This is a genomic window from Acutalibacter intestini (assembly GCF_034334985.1).
GTDB classification, from domain to species: domain Bacteria; phylum Bacillota; class Clostridia; order Oscillospirales; family Acutalibacteraceae; genus Acutalibacter; species Acutalibacter intestini.
Genome location: NZ_JAWXXL010000032.1, coordinates 26,140 through 41,109, shown reverse-complemented (window position 1 = coordinate 41,109; position 14,970 = coordinate 26,140). Strand labels below are relative to the sequence as shown.

14 protein-coding genes and 2 pseudogenes are annotated in these 14,970 nt (G+C 51.4%); all 16 read left to right on the top strand.

Annotated features, from left to right (window positions below; all coding sequences use genetic code 11):
* Nucleotides 1–116 precede the first annotated feature (116 nt).
* Nucleotides 117–242: pseudogene (locus U8U68_RS17240) on the top strand (TfoX/Sxy family protein); the annotation flags it as partial.
* Nucleotides 243–273: 31 nt separating this feature from the next.
* A complete protein-coding gene (locus U8U68_RS17235) occupies nucleotides 274–792 on the top strand; it encodes a signal peptidase II (protein ID WP_322203018.1) in 519 nt (172 codons plus the stop codon).
* 185 nt (nucleotides 793–977) lie between these two features.
* Nucleotides 978–2,558 (top strand): MobQ family relaxase, encoded by a 1,581-nt coding sequence (gene mobQ / locus U8U68_RS17230; protein WP_322203016.1) that lies wholly within the window; start codon nucleotides 978–980, stop codon nucleotides 2,556–2,558.
* A gap of 65 nt (nucleotides 2,559–2,623) precedes the next feature.
* On the top strand, nucleotides 2,624–3,244 hold the full coding sequence (locus U8U68_RS17225) for a CHC2 zinc finger domain-containing protein (RefSeq protein ID WP_322203014.1): 621 nt from the start codon (nucleotides 2,624–2,626) through the stop codon (nucleotides 3,242–3,244).
* A complete protein-coding gene (locus U8U68_RS17220; protein ID WP_322203023.1) occupies nucleotides 3,213–4,550 on the top strand; it encodes a virulence-associated E family protein in 1,338 nt (445 codons plus the stop codon). Before U8U68_RS17225 ends, U8U68_RS17220 begins: the two co-directional genes overlap by 32 nt.
* A gap of 241 nt (nucleotides 4,551–4,791) precedes the next feature.
* The gene (locus tag U8U68_RS17215; protein WP_004612761.1) at nucleotides 4,792–4,989 is read left to right on the top strand and encodes a hypothetical protein; all 198 of its coding nucleotides are present in this window, start codon (nucleotides 4,792–4,794) and stop codon (nucleotides 4,987–4,989) included.
* Nucleotides 4,990–6,660 carry a recombinase family protein gene (locus tag U8U68_RS17210; protein WP_322202995.1) on the top strand — a complete coding sequence of 557 codons (1,671 nt, stop codon included), beginning with the start codon at nucleotides 4,990–4,992 and terminating at the stop codon, nucleotides 6,658–6,660.
* Nucleotides 6,661–6,751: 91 nt separating this feature from the next.
* A pseudogene (locus U8U68_RS17205) lies at nucleotides 6,752–6,835 on the top strand (Maff2 family mobile element protein); the annotation flags it as partial.
* Between the two features lie 19 nt (nucleotides 6,836–6,854).
* Nucleotides 6,855–7,724 (top strand): VirB6/TrbL-like conjugal transfer protein, CD1112 family, encoded by an 870-nt coding sequence (locus U8U68_RS17200; protein ID WP_002584320.1) that lies wholly within the window; start codon nucleotides 6,855–6,857, stop codon nucleotides 7,722–7,724.
* Nucleotides 7,725–7,901: 177 nt separating this feature from the next.
* The gene (locus U8U68_RS17195) at nucleotides 7,902–8,303 is read left to right on the top strand and encodes a PrgI family protein (RefSeq protein WP_322202990.1); all 402 of its coding nucleotides are present in this window, start codon (nucleotides 7,902–7,904) and stop codon (nucleotides 8,301–8,303) included.
* Complete coding sequence (locus U8U68_RS17190) at nucleotides 8,254–10,692, top strand: VirB4-like conjugal transfer ATPase, CD1110 family (protein WP_322202988.1); 2,439 nt, start codon at nucleotides 8,254–8,256, stop codon at nucleotides 10,690–10,692. Before U8U68_RS17195 ends, U8U68_RS17190 begins: the two co-directional genes overlap by 50 nt.
* A complete protein-coding gene (gene dcm, locus U8U68_RS17185) occupies nucleotides 10,689–11,636 on the top strand; it encodes a DNA (cytosine-5-)-methyltransferase (RefSeq protein ID WP_154277754.1) in 948 nt (315 codons plus the stop codon). The genes U8U68_RS17190 and dcm overlap by 4 nt, the downstream gene beginning before the upstream one ends.
* 25 nt (nucleotides 11,637–11,661) lie before the next feature.
* The gene (locus tag U8U68_RS17180) at nucleotides 11,662–13,731 is read left to right on the top strand and encodes a C40 family peptidase (protein ID WP_322203020.1); all 2,070 of its coding nucleotides are present in this window, start codon (nucleotides 11,662–11,664) and stop codon (nucleotides 13,729–13,731) included.
* Nucleotides 13,732–13,765: 34 nt separating this feature from the next.
* Complete coding sequence (locus U8U68_RS17175) at nucleotides 13,766–14,044, top strand: DUF4315 family protein (protein ID WP_002569175.1); 279 nt, start codon at nucleotides 13,766–13,768, stop codon at nucleotides 14,042–14,044.
* A complete protein-coding gene (locus tag U8U68_RS17170) occupies nucleotides 14,037–14,753 on the top strand; it encodes a DUF4366 domain-containing protein (RefSeq protein WP_135990371.1) in 717 nt (238 codons plus the stop codon). The genes U8U68_RS17175 and U8U68_RS17170 overlap by 8 nt, the downstream gene beginning before the upstream one ends.
* Complete coding sequence (locus U8U68_RS17165) at nucleotides 14,750–14,938, top strand: hypothetical protein (protein ID WP_004607959.1); 189 nt, start codon at nucleotides 14,750–14,752, stop codon at nucleotides 14,936–14,938. The genes U8U68_RS17170 and U8U68_RS17165 overlap by 4 nt, the downstream gene beginning before the upstream one ends.
* Nucleotides 14,939–14,970 lie beyond the last annotated feature (32 nt).

Sequence of the window (14,970 nt, the reverse complement as noted above, 5' to 3'; positions counted from 1 at the left end):
GCGCAGGATATCTCTCATAACATTCATTCATTTATGCGTCGGCTCCAGCATAATCCCTCTCGGGTTATTCGTTTTTTCCTCCATCCGCTTCTTTCCTATCTTTCGGCGGAGGAGTAATACCTTACGAGGGAGCAAAAGAAATGTTGTTGGTAGATGAAGTTGATAATAAAGAGTTTTTGACAGGATTGTTTAATGCTATGTATGAGGAATTGCCTACCCCTAAATCGAAAAAGAAGAAATAATAAAATAATAATTTGAGAGGAAGTGTTACTGATGGAAAAGTTTAAGCCGTTTATTATACCTGTGGCATTATTGGTTTTAATTGACCAGACGGTTAAAATAGTAATTTCAAAAGTATTTATGAAATGCGAATTTGATATAATAGCCAAAGTTTTAAGATTTAATCCAGAACTAAATACTCGTTTATCTTATGCTGGAAATTTCTTCGAATTATTATCAAGTCCGTTTGTTACCATTTTATTGAATGTGTTTGTTTTGTTCCTCTTTTTTTCAGGATATATGCTATATCAGGCAAAAAGAGCACATATAAGTTTTTGGGTAAAAATAATAATGATTTGTGGCATATCGGGATGTTTATGTAGCTTGATTGATAAGCTGTTTTGGGGTGGAAGTTTAGATTTTTTGCAGATACCTACCCTTTTTATTTTTGATTTGAAAGACTGCTATCTTACAGTTGCAGAAGTTATATTTATTGCTATTGGAATTTTGAATAGCAAAGAAATATCGGTTAAAGAGTATTTACATTTTTGTTGTAACAAATTTAGCTTGTAAACTTCTGGTTTATTATTTCTTATACATCGGGTCAACTTGCCCCGAACTTTTACAACTAAATACCCGCCGCCCACACAGCGGCACACCGAGCAGGAAATCTGAAAAGGTCTCCTGCTTTTTTTCTGCCCCAAATGAGGTGGTAAAACGCCACCCCATCCACCAATTACCGAAAGGAGGGACACGAAATGCCCTGTCCACACAACGAAATCACGATTGTTCAGCGCAGCCAGCGGCAGTCTGCGGTTGCCGCCGCTGCTTACCAAAGCGGCGAAAAGCTGTTCTGTGAATACGACCAGCAAGTGAAGCACTACCCGGAAAAGCGTGGTATCGTCCACAATGAAATCCTGCTCCCGGCAAATGCCCCACGGTCGTATGCAGACCGCAATACCCTATGGAATGCCGCCGAAGCGGTGGAAAAACAATGGAACTCCCAGCTTGCAAGGCGGTGGGTGCTTACCATCCCAAGAGAGATACCGCCCGACCAGTACGCTGTCCTTGTCCGGGAGTTCTGCCAGAAGCAGTTTGTTTCCAAAGGCATGATTGCTGATTTTGCCATCCATGACCCCCATCCGCCGGGACATAATCCCCACGCCCATGTCCTGCTCACTATGAGGGCAATGGACGAACATGGGAAATGGCTTCCCAAGAGCCGCAAGGTTTATGACCTTGATGAGAATGGGGAACGGATAAAGCTGCCATCCGGCAGATGGAAAAGCCACAAGGAGGATACGGTGGACTGGAACGACCAGAAGTATTGTGAAATCTGGCGGCATGAATGGGAGGTCATCCAGAACCGCTATCTGGAAGCCAATGACCGCCCGGAGCGTGTGGACTTGCGTTCCTATGCCAGACAGGGGCTTGATATTGTCCCTACTGTCCATGAGGGGGCTGCTGTCCGGCAGATGGAAAAGCGTGGTATCCAGACGAATATCGGCAACCTGAACCGGGAAATCAGAGCCGCCAACCGCCTGATGAAATCCATCCGGCAGCTTATCCAAAACCTCAAAGGCTGGATTACCGAGCTGGGAGAAAAACGGAAAGAGCTGCTTGCACAAAAAGCGGCGGAGGAAGCAACACTTCTTCCCAATCTGTTGATGAAGTATATGGAGATACGAAAGGAAGAACGGAAGGACTGGACAAGGGCTGGACAGAACCGGGGGACTTCACAGGACTTAAAGGCAGTCAGCGAAGCCCTGTCCTATCTCCGGCAAAAGGGGCTTTCCACTGTGGAGGACTTAGAAGCATTTCTGGAATCTTCCGGGAAATCAGCCGCAGATTACCGCAATCAGATGAAGCCAAAGGAAACCCGCAGCAAAGTGATTGACGGAATTCTCGCCAGCCGGATAGACTGCAAGGAATGTAAGCCTGTCTATGAGAAGTACCAGAAGATATTTTTTAAGAAAACAAAGGAGAAATTCAAACAGGAACACCCGGAGGTTGTCCGGTATGAGAAAGCCGCCGCCTATCTTGCCAAACATCCGGACGATAAGGATAAAACGAAAAATGAGCTGCAACAGGAGCAGGAAATGCTTCTTAGCGAAATCGCAGAGCTGAAAGTACCGCTGACCGAGGTACAGGAGGATTTGAGGAAACTGCGGGACATCCGCTACTGGGTACGGAAAGCAACACCCGGCACAGAAGAAAGCAAAGAGCCGCCCAAGAAACAGCCTATCAAAGAAGTCTTGCAGGATAAGGCTGACGAGAAAAAAGCACAAAGAACCGCCCCGGCACAGAAGAAACACAAACAACAGGATATGGAACTTTAACAGGCACTTGCCATTTTCAATCAGAGAATGTCAGGTGCTTTTCTTATTTTCAAGGAGGGATAGATTTGAATGTATTTGAAGCTGTGAAGCAGTCCGTCACAACAAGACAGGCTGCGGAGCATTATGGAATCCATGTAGGTCGGAACGGGATGGCTTGCTGCCCGTTCCATAACGATAAGACCCCAAGCATGAAGCTGGATCGGCGTTACCACTGCTTCGGCTGCGGTGCGGATGGAGATGTGATTGATTTTGCCGCTGCCCTGTATGGACTGGGAAAGAAAGAAGCCGCCGTACAACTGGCACAGGACTTCGGGCTTTCCTATGAGGACTGGAAGCCGCCGGGAAAGGCAAAAAAGCCCAAGCCCCGGCAGAAATCCCCGGAGGAACAGTTTCAGGAAGCAAAGAACCGCTGCTTCCGTATTCTTGCCGATTATCTCCACCTGCTCCGGGCATGGAGAAAGGATTATGTCCCGCACTCCCCGGAGGAAGCCTTACAGAAGCAAGACCATGTGGAATATCTGCTGGATGTGCTGCTGTTCGGGGAGACAGAGGAAAAAGCGGCTTTGATTACGGACTACGGAAAGGATGTGATACAGCTTGAACAGCGAATGGCAGAGCTTGCAGCCGCAGACGCAGCAAGAACTAAAAAACACCATGAACGCCATGCAGCCGCCCCAGAGCATTGAGGAAATCAAGGCGGGGCTGGAAACCACCGAGAAAGGCGGTGTCCGTCAGAGCATACGGAACTGCCTGACCGTATTCCAACGTGACCCGCTGCTTTCCGGGGCTATCGCATACAACATCCTGACTGACCGCAAGGACATCATAAAGCCCATCGGTTTTCACAGGGAAAGCACCGCCCTGAACGATACGGACATGAAGTATCTGCTTCTTTATCTGGAAGAAACCTACGGGCTTACCAATGAGAAAAAGATTGATAACGCCATCGGGATTGTGGCGAATGAAAACAAGTACCATCCCATTCGGGACTATCTCAATTCCCTTATGTGGGACGGTACAGAACGAATCCGTTTCTGCCTGCGGCACTTTCTGGGGGCTGACGCAGACGATTACACCTATGAAGCGTTGAAGCTATTCCTGCTGGGTGCAATCTCACGAGCCTTTCAGCCCGGATGCAAGTTTGAAATCATGCTCTGTCTGGTAGGCGGTCAGGGGGCTGGCAAGTCCACCTTCTTCCGTCTGCTGGCAGTCCGGGACGAGTGGTTCTCCGATGATTTGCGGAAGTTGGACGATGACAATGTGTACCGCAAGCTGCAAGGTCACTGGATTATCGAAATGTCGGAAATGATGGCAACCGCCAACGCCAAGAGCATTGAGGAAATCAAGTCATTTTTAAGCCGGCAGAAAGAGGTTTACAAGATACCCTATGAAACCCACCCGGCAGACCGCCCCCGTCAGTGCGTGTTTGGCGGCACTTCCAATGCCCTTGACTTCCTGCCCCTTGACCGTTCCGGCAACCGCCGCTTTATCCCGGTCATGGTGTACCCAGAGCAAGCCGAGGTTCACATTTTGGAGGATGAAGCCGCTTCCAGAGACTATATCGAGCAGATGTGGGCGGAAGCGATGGAGATTTACCGAAGCGGCAGGTTCAAGTTGGCTTTCAGCCCCGCCATGCAGCGGTATCTCAAAGAACACCAGCGGGATTTTATGCCGGAGGACACCAAAGCCGGGATGATACAGGCGTATCTTGATAAGTACACCGGGAGCATGGTCTGTTCCAAGCAGCTCTACAAGGAAGCCTTGAACCATGCCTTTGACGAGCCGAAGCAATGGGAAATCCGGGAAATCAACGAGATTATGAACCAGTGCATTGACCGCTGGCGGTACTTCCCGAACCCAAGAATGTTTTCCGAATATGGCAGACAAAAGGGCTGGGAGCGTGAAAACCCGGCAACGGACTCCGGCAACCCGTCTGAAAAAACGATGGACGGTTTTGTGGAGGTCACAGAACAGATGGAGCTTCCATTCTGAAAATGACAGCCCGTTGCATCCCCTGTTGCTATCCCGTTGCCGAGCCGGTTGCCGGGGAAAACCCCATAATTGCGGGCTTTTCTCCCTTATAACAACCAAAACAACAGAAAAATAAAAGAAAAGTATAAATAGTAACCATCGCCAGATTGAGATTGTTTGCAAGGTCTTTTGAAGCCCGTTGCCGGACTTCGTTGCCGACACCCTCTGTCTGGCTATTTTCATGTATGGAGGATAACTGCCTATGGCAAAAAACAAAACAGAGATTCATGTTACAACAGTGTTTGACGGGGAGCTGGACGCAACTGATGTGTTCGTCAGCCTGATTTCCCAGAAATACGGAAAGACAAATACGAAAGAATATCTTGCTAAAAAGAAAGATTTGAAGTATAATGAAGATGAGGTGCAAAAGAGCCAGATACCGTCTGGATTGTGTGGGTAAATGGCTATGATGAACGAAATGGAATACAGAACAATCGGTTCGGCACTTACCGGAGGGTATCGTGCAGCGGTCTATTGCAGGCTGTCAAAGGACGATGACCTGCAAGGCGAAAGTGCCAGTATCGCAAACCAGCGTGATATGCTGGAAAAATACTGCGAAAAGCAGGGATGGGAGGTTGTGGCAGTCTATCAGGACGATGGCTTCACAGGTCTTAACATGGAGCGTCCTGATTTACAGAGAATGTTGAGAGCCATTGAGCGCAGGCAAATCAACCTTGTCATCACGAAAGACCTCAGCCGACTGGGGCGTAACTATCTGCAAACCGGGCATTTGATTGAGGACTTTTTCCCAAGAAACGGTGTCCGCTATATCGCCATGAATGACGGTATCGACACCCTGCGGGATAACAACGACATTGCCCCGTTCAAGAATATCCTGAACGAGATGTACAGCAAGGATATTTCCAAGAAAGTCCATTCCTCTTATCTTCTGAAAGCGCAGAAAGGACAGTTTACCGGGTGTCTTGCCCCGTTTGGGTATCGGAAAGACCCGGAGGACAAAAACCATTTGCTCATTGACGAGGAAACCGCCCCGATTGTGCGGCTGATTTTCGGATATGCCCTGAACGGTCATGGTCCGAACTATATCCGCAGACGGCTGGAGGAAGAAAAAATCCCCTGCCCCACATGGTGGAATCGGGAACGGGGGCTTCGCAATACCCGCACCAAATGGGAAAAGAAAGACCCGGAAAACGGGCGGTATATGTGGGACTTCTCCGTTATCAAAGACCTTTTGATGAATCCCGTCTACACCGGGGCGATTGCTTCCCAGAAAAAAGACTACCGCTTCAAAATCGGCACGATTGGGGAAAAGAAGCCGGAGGACTGGATTGTGGTGGAGGGACAGCATGAACCGCTGATTGACCGCATGAGTTTTGACATTGTGCAGAACAAGCTGAAATCCCGCCAGCGTCCGGGGCAGACCAATGAAATCAGCCTGTTTGCCGGACTGCTAAAATGCGGCGAGTGTGGGAAGTCGCTGACGATACGCTACACAAACGCAAAACATCCCCAGCGGATATACTCCTGCAAGACCTACAATGCCTTTGGAAAGAACCACTGCACCCAGCACCGGATTGATTATGACACCCTTTACAGCCATGTGCTGCGGAAAATACGGGAATGTGCCAGAGCTGCCCTGATGGACGGGGAAGCGGTTGCCGACCGCCTGACCAATACCTGTGAAGCCGAGCAGCGGGAACAGCGGGAAGCAATGGAACGCTCCCTTACAAGGGACGAGGAACGGATTGAGGTTCTGGACAAAATGGTAATGCGGCTTTATGAGGATATGATTGCAGGGCGTATCAGTGAGCAGAACTTCAACACCATGCTGGAAAGGACACAGACCGAGCAGACGGAGCTTAAAACAAAAGTGTCCGAGGGCAGGAAGCGGCTGTCCGATGAAGTCCAGCTTGCCAATGACGCAAAACAATGGGTGGAAGCCATTCAGGAATACGCCAACATCACAGAGCTGGACGCAGCCACCCTCAACCGCTTAATCAAAGAAATCGTCGTGCATGAGCGCATTGACGAAAATAAAACAAGACACATTTCTATCGAAATTCATTTTAATCTCAAACCCATCCCGGAGGTGGAACAGGTCACTGCCTGACCTGTCCCGCCGGGACGGTTCTCTTAACAACACCATATAGATTTTTTGTACGCCGCCGCCCGCCATCGAGCAGAGTTTTTACACCTAATTGGGGATAAAACAGCTTATGGCGGGCGGCGGCGTTGCCCTTATCGGCATGACCCTTGTACCGCTGCTTTCCGGGCTGTTCGGTTAAGAAGCGCGGGTAAAGGCTTATGCAGAGCATACTTGACGCGATTAACGAATGGATAAAGGAAATCCTCATAGGAGCCATAAACGGTAATCTGTCAACTATGTTCGGGGACGTAAACGAAAAAGTCGGCACTATCGCCGCAGAGGTAGGGCAGACCCCGCAAGGGTGGAACGCAAATATATTCTCCATGATACAGACCCTTAGTGAGAATGTAATCGTACCCATTGCGGGGCTTGTCATTACCTACGTCCTATGCTATGAGCTTATCAGCATGGTAACGGAAAAGAACAATATGCACGACGTTGACACTTCCATGTTCTTCAAATGGGTGTTCAAGGCGTTTGTGGCAGTCTACCTTGTGACGCACACCTTTGACATCACTATGGCGGTGTTCGATATGGCGCAGCACGTTGTTTCCGGCGCGGCGGGGGTAATCGGCGGCAGCACAGAGATTGATGTTGCCGCCGCCCTTGCTTCCATGCAGAGCGGGCTTGACGCTATGGAAATCCCCGAACTGCTCTTACTTGTCATGGAAACAAGCCTTGTGAGCTTGTGCATGAAGATAATGTCCGTACTGATAACCGTTATCCTCTACGGGCGCATGATAGAAATTTACCTTTACTGTTCGGTATCGCCTATCCCGTTTGCAACTATGACTAACCGGGAATGGGGGCAGATAGGAAACAACTACCTAAAATCCCTGTTCGCTATCGGTTTTCAAGGCTTCCTCATTATGATATGCGTCGGCATTTACGCCGTACTGGTAAACAACATGATAATAGCGGACAATCTGCACAGCGCGATATTCTCCCTTGCAGCCTATACCGTTATCCTCTGTTTCTCCCTGTTCAAATCCGGCGCACTGGCGAAGTCGATATTCTCCGCGCATTAGCGGCGTGTCAAGGGCAGGGTGGAGATTTTCAGAGCGAAGCGGCGAAAATACGACCCGACCTTGATGCGGATAACCCCCATATAATACGGGCGGGCAAAGGGCATAGATTGACCTTTGCCTTGATTACCCTTATGGAAAATTACAGCAACACCAAACCCAGAGAAAGGAGGTTTTCACTTGGCGTATGTACCCGTACCCAAAGACTTATCCAAAGTCAAGACAAAAGTAGCTTTCAACCTTACCAAACGGCAGATTGTATGTTTTGCGGCGGCTCTCCTGTTCGGCTTGCCGTTTTTCTTTCTGCTCAAAGACAGCACAGGCACCAGCCTTGCGTCTATGGCTATGATTGCCGTCATGCTGCCCTGTTTCCTCTTTGCCATGTATGAGAAGCATGGACAGCCCCTTGAAGTGGTGGTGAAGAACATTATTCAGACGAAATTCATAGCCCCCAAAGAACGACCATACAGGACAGACAACTTTTATTCCGTCTTAGAACGGCAGAGAAAACTTGAAAAGGAGGTATCAGCGATTGCAAAAGGAAACACGAAGAAACAGCGCGGCGGGAAGCGCAAAGCCTAACCCGCCCCGCAAGCTCACCCGCGCCGAGAAAAAGCAGATTGCGGAAATCATCAGACAGGCAAAGGGCGACGGGAAAGCGCACACCGCGCAGCAGACAATCCCCTATATCCAGATGTACCCGGACGGTATCTGCAAGGTTACGGGACGCAAATACTCAAAGACCGTCGCCTTTGAAGATATTAACTATCAGCTTGCACAGGCAGACGACAAGACCGCCATTTTTGAAAACTGGTGCGACTTCCTCAACTACTTTGACGCTTCCGTTTCGGTGCAGCTCTCTTTCATCAATCAGGGGACGCAGCGGGGCGAAGCGGAAAAAGCGGTCAATATCCCGGTACAGGAGGACGCTTTCAATTCTATCCGCACAGAATACCGGGATATGCTGAAAAACCAGCTTGCAAAGGGCAACAACGGGCTTGTCAAAGCAAAATATATCACCTTTGCCATTGAAGCCGACAGTCTGGGCGCGGCGAAATCCCGCCTTGCCCGTATCGAAACGGACGTACTCAACAACTTTAAGCTCTTGGGCGTGTCTGCCCGCCCCATGACAGGCTATGAACGCCTTAAAATGCTGCATGGCATTTTCCACCCGGAGGGCGGGCAGTTTGCCTTTGATTTTTCATGGCTTGCCCCGTCCGGGCTTTCCACAAAGGACTTTATCGCCCCGTCCTCTTTCCGTTTTGGCGAGGGGCGTTATTTCCGCATGGGGCGCAAAATCGGCGCGGTTTCATTCCTTGAAATCCTTGCGCCGGAATTAAACGACCGTATCTTGTCGGACATTCTGGACTTGGAAACGGGCGTTATCGTCAATCTGCATATCCACAGTATCGACCAGACCGAAGCCATAAAGACAATCAAGCGGAAAATCACCGACCTTGACAAAATGAAAATCGAGGAACAGAAAAAAGCGGTACGCAGCGGCTACGACATGGATATAATCCCGTCCGACCTTGCCACGTTCGGCAGCGAAGCGAAGAACCTCTTACAGGACTTGCAGAGCCGGAATGAAAGAATGTTCCTCTTGACGTTCCTTGTGGTGAACATGGCGGACACGAAGCGGAAACTGGAAAATGACGTATTCGCGGCGGCGGGCATTGCACAGAAGAACAACTGCGCCTTAACCCGCCTTGACTACCAACAGGAAGCGGGGCTTATGTCCTCTGTACCGCTTGGGGAGAACCTTATCCCCATTCAAAGAGGGCTTACCACGTCAAGCACCGCTATCTTTATCCCCTTTATCACACAGGAGCTTTTCCAGACGGGCGCGGCTTTGTACTACGGCTTAAACGCCCTGTCTAACAACATGATACTCTGCGACCGCAAGCAGCTAAAGAACCCCAACGGCTTAATCTTGGGTACGCCGGGAAGCGGGAAATCCTTTGCCGCCAAACGGGAAATGACAAACGCTTTCCTCATTACAGACGACGACATTATTATCTGCGACCCAGAAGCAGAGTATTTTTCCCTTGTGCAGCGGCTTGACGGGCAAGTGATACGGTTATCGCCTACGGGCAAGGGCATTGACGGGAAGCCCCAGTATGTGAACCCTATGGATATTAACCTCAATTACAGCGAGGACGACAGCCCCCTTGCGCTGAAATCCGACTTTATCCTCTCCCTCTGCGAGCTTGTCATAGGCGGCAAGGAGGGCTTGCAGCCCGTCGATAAGACCGTCATTGACCGCGCTGTTAGGAACGTGTACCGCCTTTTCCTTGCAGACCCCGACCCGGAGAAAATGCCTATCTTGGGCGACCTCTACAACGAGCTTTTGAAGCAGCCGGAGCCGGAAGCGGCGCGTATTGCGGCGGCGTTGGAGCTGTATGTTTCCGGGAGCCTTAACGTATTCAACCACCGTACCAACGTGGAGCTGAACAACCGCCTTGTCTGCTTTGACATCAAGCAGCTTGGGAAGCAGCTCAAAAAGTTAGGTATGCTCATTGTGCAGGACCAGGTATGGAACCGCGTCACCGTCAACCGGGCAGAAAGGAAATCCACCCGGTATTTTATGGACGAATTTCATCTTCTCTTGAAAGAGGAACAGACCGCCGCCTATTCCGTTGAAATCTGGAAGCGTTTCAGAAAATGGGGCGGCATACCCACAGCCATTACGCAGAATGTCAAGGATTTGCTTGCTTCCCGCGAAGTGGAGAATATCTTTGAAAACTCTGATTTTGTCCTCATGCTCAATCAGGCGGCGGGCGACCGGGCTATCCTTGCAAAGCAGCTCAACATCTCCCCGCAGCAGATGAAATATGTCACCCACACCGAAGCGGGCGAGGGGCTTATCTTCTACGGGAACGTGGTGCTGCCCTTTGTAGACCGCTTCCCGAAAGACACCGAGCTTTACCGGGTAATGACGACGAAGCCGGAGGAAGTGGGCGAAGCATGATAAAAAACGAAAAAAATATAAAACCACTGACACATTTAAGCCTGTTTACCGGGATAGGCGGCATAGACATAGCCGCCGAAGCCGCAGGCTTCACAACCGTCTGCCAGTGCGAATGGGCGGATTACCCAACCGCAGTATTGGAAAAGCACTGGCCGGACGTTCCACGTTTCAGAGATATACACACTCTGACAAAGGAGGCTTTCTATGAACGGACAGGAAAAAAAGAACTCACGCTGCTCTCCGGCGGCTTCCCATGCCAGCCCTTTTCCAGTATCGGGCCAAAAAAGGGGTTTGAGGACACCCGTTACCTCTGGCCGGAAATGTGCCGCGTCATTAACGAACTCCGGCCCCATTATGTGCTTGGCGAAAATGTTGCTAACTTCATCAATATGGGGTTCCACAAAACGCTCATTGACCTGGCAAAAGCGGGATATGCTGTTTGGACATTCGTACTTCCTGCTTGTGCCGTCGGCGCATGGCATGAACGCAAGCGAACTTTTATCGTGGGGATTGATGTTTCCTACTCCCCTTGCCGCCGACACAGGCTCAAGGACAAGGACGGAACGGATAAGCATATCCCCAAACGGGGCGTTCCGCCGGAAGAAACGGGACGGGAGGTACTGGTCGGCGGGGCTTTCGGAAACAATCTATTTTCTGACGCCGGTAACAGACCCGTCCCTGCGCTTCAACCCGGAATGGGTGGAATGGCTGATGGGCTTCCCACAGGGGTGGACGGAAATATCCTCTGGTGCATAGAGCCTACGGATATTCCCCGGCTGTCCCCGAACACAAAGGACAGGTCAAAACGCCTAAAAACGCTTGGGAACGCCGTAGTGCCGGCACAGGTTTACCCAATCTTAAAATATATCGCGGACATGGAAACCGGGAAATGTTCGGAATGGTGCGTCTGGGAAAAGGAGGTGGCAGACCATGAAACAGTATAAATCCAGTGACAAGACCATGCTGAAAATGACCCGCGAGGGGGCTGTCGAGGTAAACGCCGCCACCGGGAAAAAGAAACGTATCAGCAAGCGGATAAGGGACGCGGACTTTGCAAAGACCGAAGCCCCGCAGCAGCCGGAACAGGCAGCGCAGCCCCTACCGGGCGGCGCAGCTCCCGCGCCCACAGCCGACGCGCCGCCGCTTCCCCATGCGCCGGGGGCAGAACGGGAACAGGACACCGCCGCAGCCGAGCGCGTCTTGGAGCGTATCGACGGGGCGCGTACCAGAAAGGCGAGTAAAAAAGCGGTGAGGAAAGCACAGGCAGAAGCCACAGCAAAAGAAAAATCTTCCCGCTTGCAGTTTACCGACGAGGAACGGGCAACGCCGGAGCTTGAAAGGTATATCCGAAAATCGGACAAAGCAGCCGACCGTCTGGATGCGGCAAAGGCGGCTATCCCCAAAGAAAAGAAACTTGTACGGGAGCGCACCTTTGATGAAGCCACCGGGAAAGGCAAGACCCGCCTACATTTTGAGGAACAGGAAAAGCCCATAGGAAAGAATAAGCCCCACAATAACCCACTATCCCGCCCCGCACAGGAAGCGGGTATTTTCGTCCACAACAAGATACATTCCGTTGAAAAGGACAATTCCGGCGTTGAGGGGGCGCACAAATCCGAAGAACTGGCAGAGCGCGGCGTAAAGTACGGGGCGCGGAAAGTCAAGGAGGGCTACCACAGCCACAAGCTGAAACCTTACCGGGCGGCGGCAAAGGCAGAGAAAGCGGCGTTCAAGGCGAATGTGGATTTCCAGTACCACAAAGCCCTGCATGACAATCCGCAGATTGCGGGCAATCCCCTTTCCCGCTTTATGCAGAAGCAGCAAATCAAGCGGCAGTATGCAAAGGCGGCAAGGAAAGGCGGCGTAAAAACGGCGCAGAAAGCCGCAGAGAACACCCGCAAGGCGGCAAAAAAGACCGCCGAGGAAACAAAAAAGGCAATCGCTTTTGTAGGGCGGCACCCGGCGGGCGTATGTATCGCCATTGCCGCGCTGCTCTTATTCATCATGGTATCGGCGGGGCTTTCCTCTTGCGGCTCCATGTTCTCCGGCTTGATGAACGGCATACTTGGGACTTCCTACACGTCGGAGGACAGCGACCTTGTGGCGACGGAAAATAATTATGCCGCAAAGGAAAACGAGCTTCAGCAGCAGATTGACAATATCGAAAGCACCCACCCCGGCTATGACGAATACCGCTATGACCTTGACAGTATCGGGCATAACCCCCATGAGTTAGCGTCCTACCTCACCGCCCTTTTACAGACCTACACCCCGCAGAGCGCACAGGCAGAGCTAAACCGCGTCTTTGCCATGCAGTACACCTTGACGCTGACGGAAGAAACGGAAATCCGCTACCGCACAGAAACAAGCACAGACCCGGAAACCGGGGAAACGACCACCGAGGAAGTACCCTACGAGTACCATATCCTCAACGTGAAGCTGACGAACAAGCCCATTTCCGAGATTGCGGAGGAACTTCTAACGCCACAGCAGCTTGAAATGTACCGCGTCTATCTGGAAACAAGCGGCAACAAACCGCTGATTTTCGGCGGCGGCTCCCCCGATATGGGCGCGTCCGAGGATTTAAGCGGCGTACAGCTTGTAAACGGCACACGCCCCGGCAACACCGCCGTTGTAGACCTTGCGAAGCGGCAAGTCGGCAACGTAGGCGGGCGACCCTTTTGGAGCTGGTACGGATTTAACAGCCGCGTGGAATGGTGCGCCTGTTTCGTTTCATGGTGCTACAATCAAGCCGGGAAAAGCGAGCCGCGCTTTGCCGGGTGCCAGTCACAGGGCGTACCCTGGTTCCAGTCACGCGGGCAATGGGGCGCGAGGGGCTATGAGAATATCGCCCCCGGCGACGCTATCTTTTTCGACTGGGACGGGGACGGGAGCGCAGACCATGTGGGGCTTGTTATCGGAACGGACGGGGAGCGCGTCTATACCGTCGAGGGCAATTCCGGCGACGCCTGCAAGATAAAGAGCTACCCCGTCAATTACTCCTGTATCAAAGGCTATGGGCTGATGAACTGGAATTAACATATTTTTGAGCAAAGAAAGGAGAAATTTATTGATGGCTATGAACAAAATTGAACGTATCGACAAAGAGATTGCAAAGACCCGCGAGAAAATCACCGAGTACCAGAACAGATTAAGGGGGCTTGAAGCGCAGAAAACCGAAGCGGAAAACCTGCAAATCGTACAGCTTGTGCGCTCCATGCGCCTTTCCCCGCATGAGCTTTCCGCTATGCTTTCCGGGGGCGGTATTCCGGGTATGGAAGCCGCGCCGGGCTACCCCGCAGAACCCGCAGACCATGACACCGAAGAAATGGAGGACACCGAGAATGAATAAGAAAATCCTTAGAACCTTGACCGCACTTTGCGCCGCCCTCATGCTGACGGGCGGCTTTTCCGTCACCGCCTTTGCACAGACCCCGGAGGGACAGGACGCTACTGACGACAGCGGCGTTGTCTACGAGGAACCCCAAAAGGAAGAACCCCTTACCCCGGACGGGAACGCGACCCTTGTAGACGATTTCGGCGGCAACAAGCAGCTTATCACCGTAACGACCAAAAACGGCAATTACTTTTATATCCTCATTGACCGGGACGACGAGGGCGAGGATACCGTACATTTCCTTAATCAAGTGGACGAAGCCGACCTTATGGCACTTATGGAGGACGGAAGCACCGAAGCAGCCCCGCCCGTCGTTTGCAGTTGCACCGATAAATGCGAAGCCGGAAAGGTAAATGTGAGCTGCCCCGTCTGCAAGGACAACATAACCGCTTGCAGCGGCAAGGAAGCGGAGCCGGAAACCGAGGAACCGACGGAGCCGCCCAAAGAAAAAGGCAATGCGGGCGGGCTTGTGCTTTTCCTTGTCGTGGCACTTCTTGGCGGCGGGGGCGCGTTCTATTATTTTAAGTTTATGAAGCCGAAGCAGAGCGTCAAGGGCGGCACCGACCTTGAAGATTTCGATTTTGACGACTACGACGAGGACGAGCCGGAGCCGGACGAGGGGGACGGGCTTTGTGATGAAGAACAGGAGGACGAGGAAGCATGACCCTGTTTACCGACAATCCCTTTGAAAAGATGATGATACAAAGACCGGGCGGGCGGCGTGACAATGCGCCGCCCGTTCCCCATTCCCCGGCTTGCGCTTCCTGTCCGTACAAAGGGCAGCTCCCTTGTGTGGGCTACTGTCTGAAACAGGTACAGGAGAAAAAGGCAAGCGAGCCGGAACGCTGAAAGGAAATGTGGAAAAATTCCTTTTTGTATGG

What these genes read in the sequence shown, in the direction of transcription:
- U8U68_RS17235 (WP_322203018.1), top strand. Translation starts at nt 274, where the DNA reads ATGGAAAAGTTTAAGCCGTTTATTATACCTGTGGCATTATTGGTTTTA.
- mobQ (WP_322203016.1), top strand. Translation starts at nt 978, where the DNA reads ATGCCCTGTCCACACAACGAAATCACGATTGTTCAGCGCAGCCAGCGG.
- U8U68_RS17220 (WP_322203023.1), top strand. Translation starts at nt 3,213, where the DNA reads ATGAACGCCATGCAGCCGCCCCAGAGCATTGAGGAAATCAAGGCGGGG.
- U8U68_RS17215 (WP_004612761.1), top strand. Translation starts at nt 4,792, where the DNA reads ATGGCAAAAAACAAAACAGAGATTCATGTTACAACAGTGTTTGACGGG.
- U8U68_RS17210 (WP_322202995.1), top strand. Translation starts at nt 4,990, where the DNA reads ATGGCTATGATGAACGAAATGGAATACAGAACAATCGGTTCGGCACTT.
- U8U68_RS17200 (WP_002584320.1), top strand. Translation starts at nt 6,855, where the DNA reads ATGCAGAGCATACTTGACGCGATTAACGAATGGATAAAGGAAATCCTC.
- dcm (WP_154277754.1), top strand. Translation starts at nt 10,689, where the DNA reads ATGATAAAAAACGAAAAAAATATAAAACCACTGACACATTTAAGCCTG.
- U8U68_RS17180 (WP_322203020.1), top strand. Translation starts at nt 11,662, where the DNA reads ATGACCCGCGAGGGGGCTGTCGAGGTAAACGCCGCCACCGGGAAAAAG.
- U8U68_RS17175 (WP_002569175.1), top strand. Translation starts at nt 13,766, where the DNA reads ATGGCTATGAACAAAATTGAACGTATCGACAAAGAGATTGCAAAGACC.
- U8U68_RS17170 (WP_135990371.1), top strand. Translation starts at nt 14,037, where the DNA reads ATGAATAAGAAAATCCTTAGAACCTTGACCGCACTTTGCGCCGCCCTC.
- U8U68_RS17165 (WP_004607959.1), top strand. Translation starts at nt 14,750, where the DNA reads ATGACCCTGTTTACCGACAATCCCTTTGAAAAGATGATGATACAAAGA.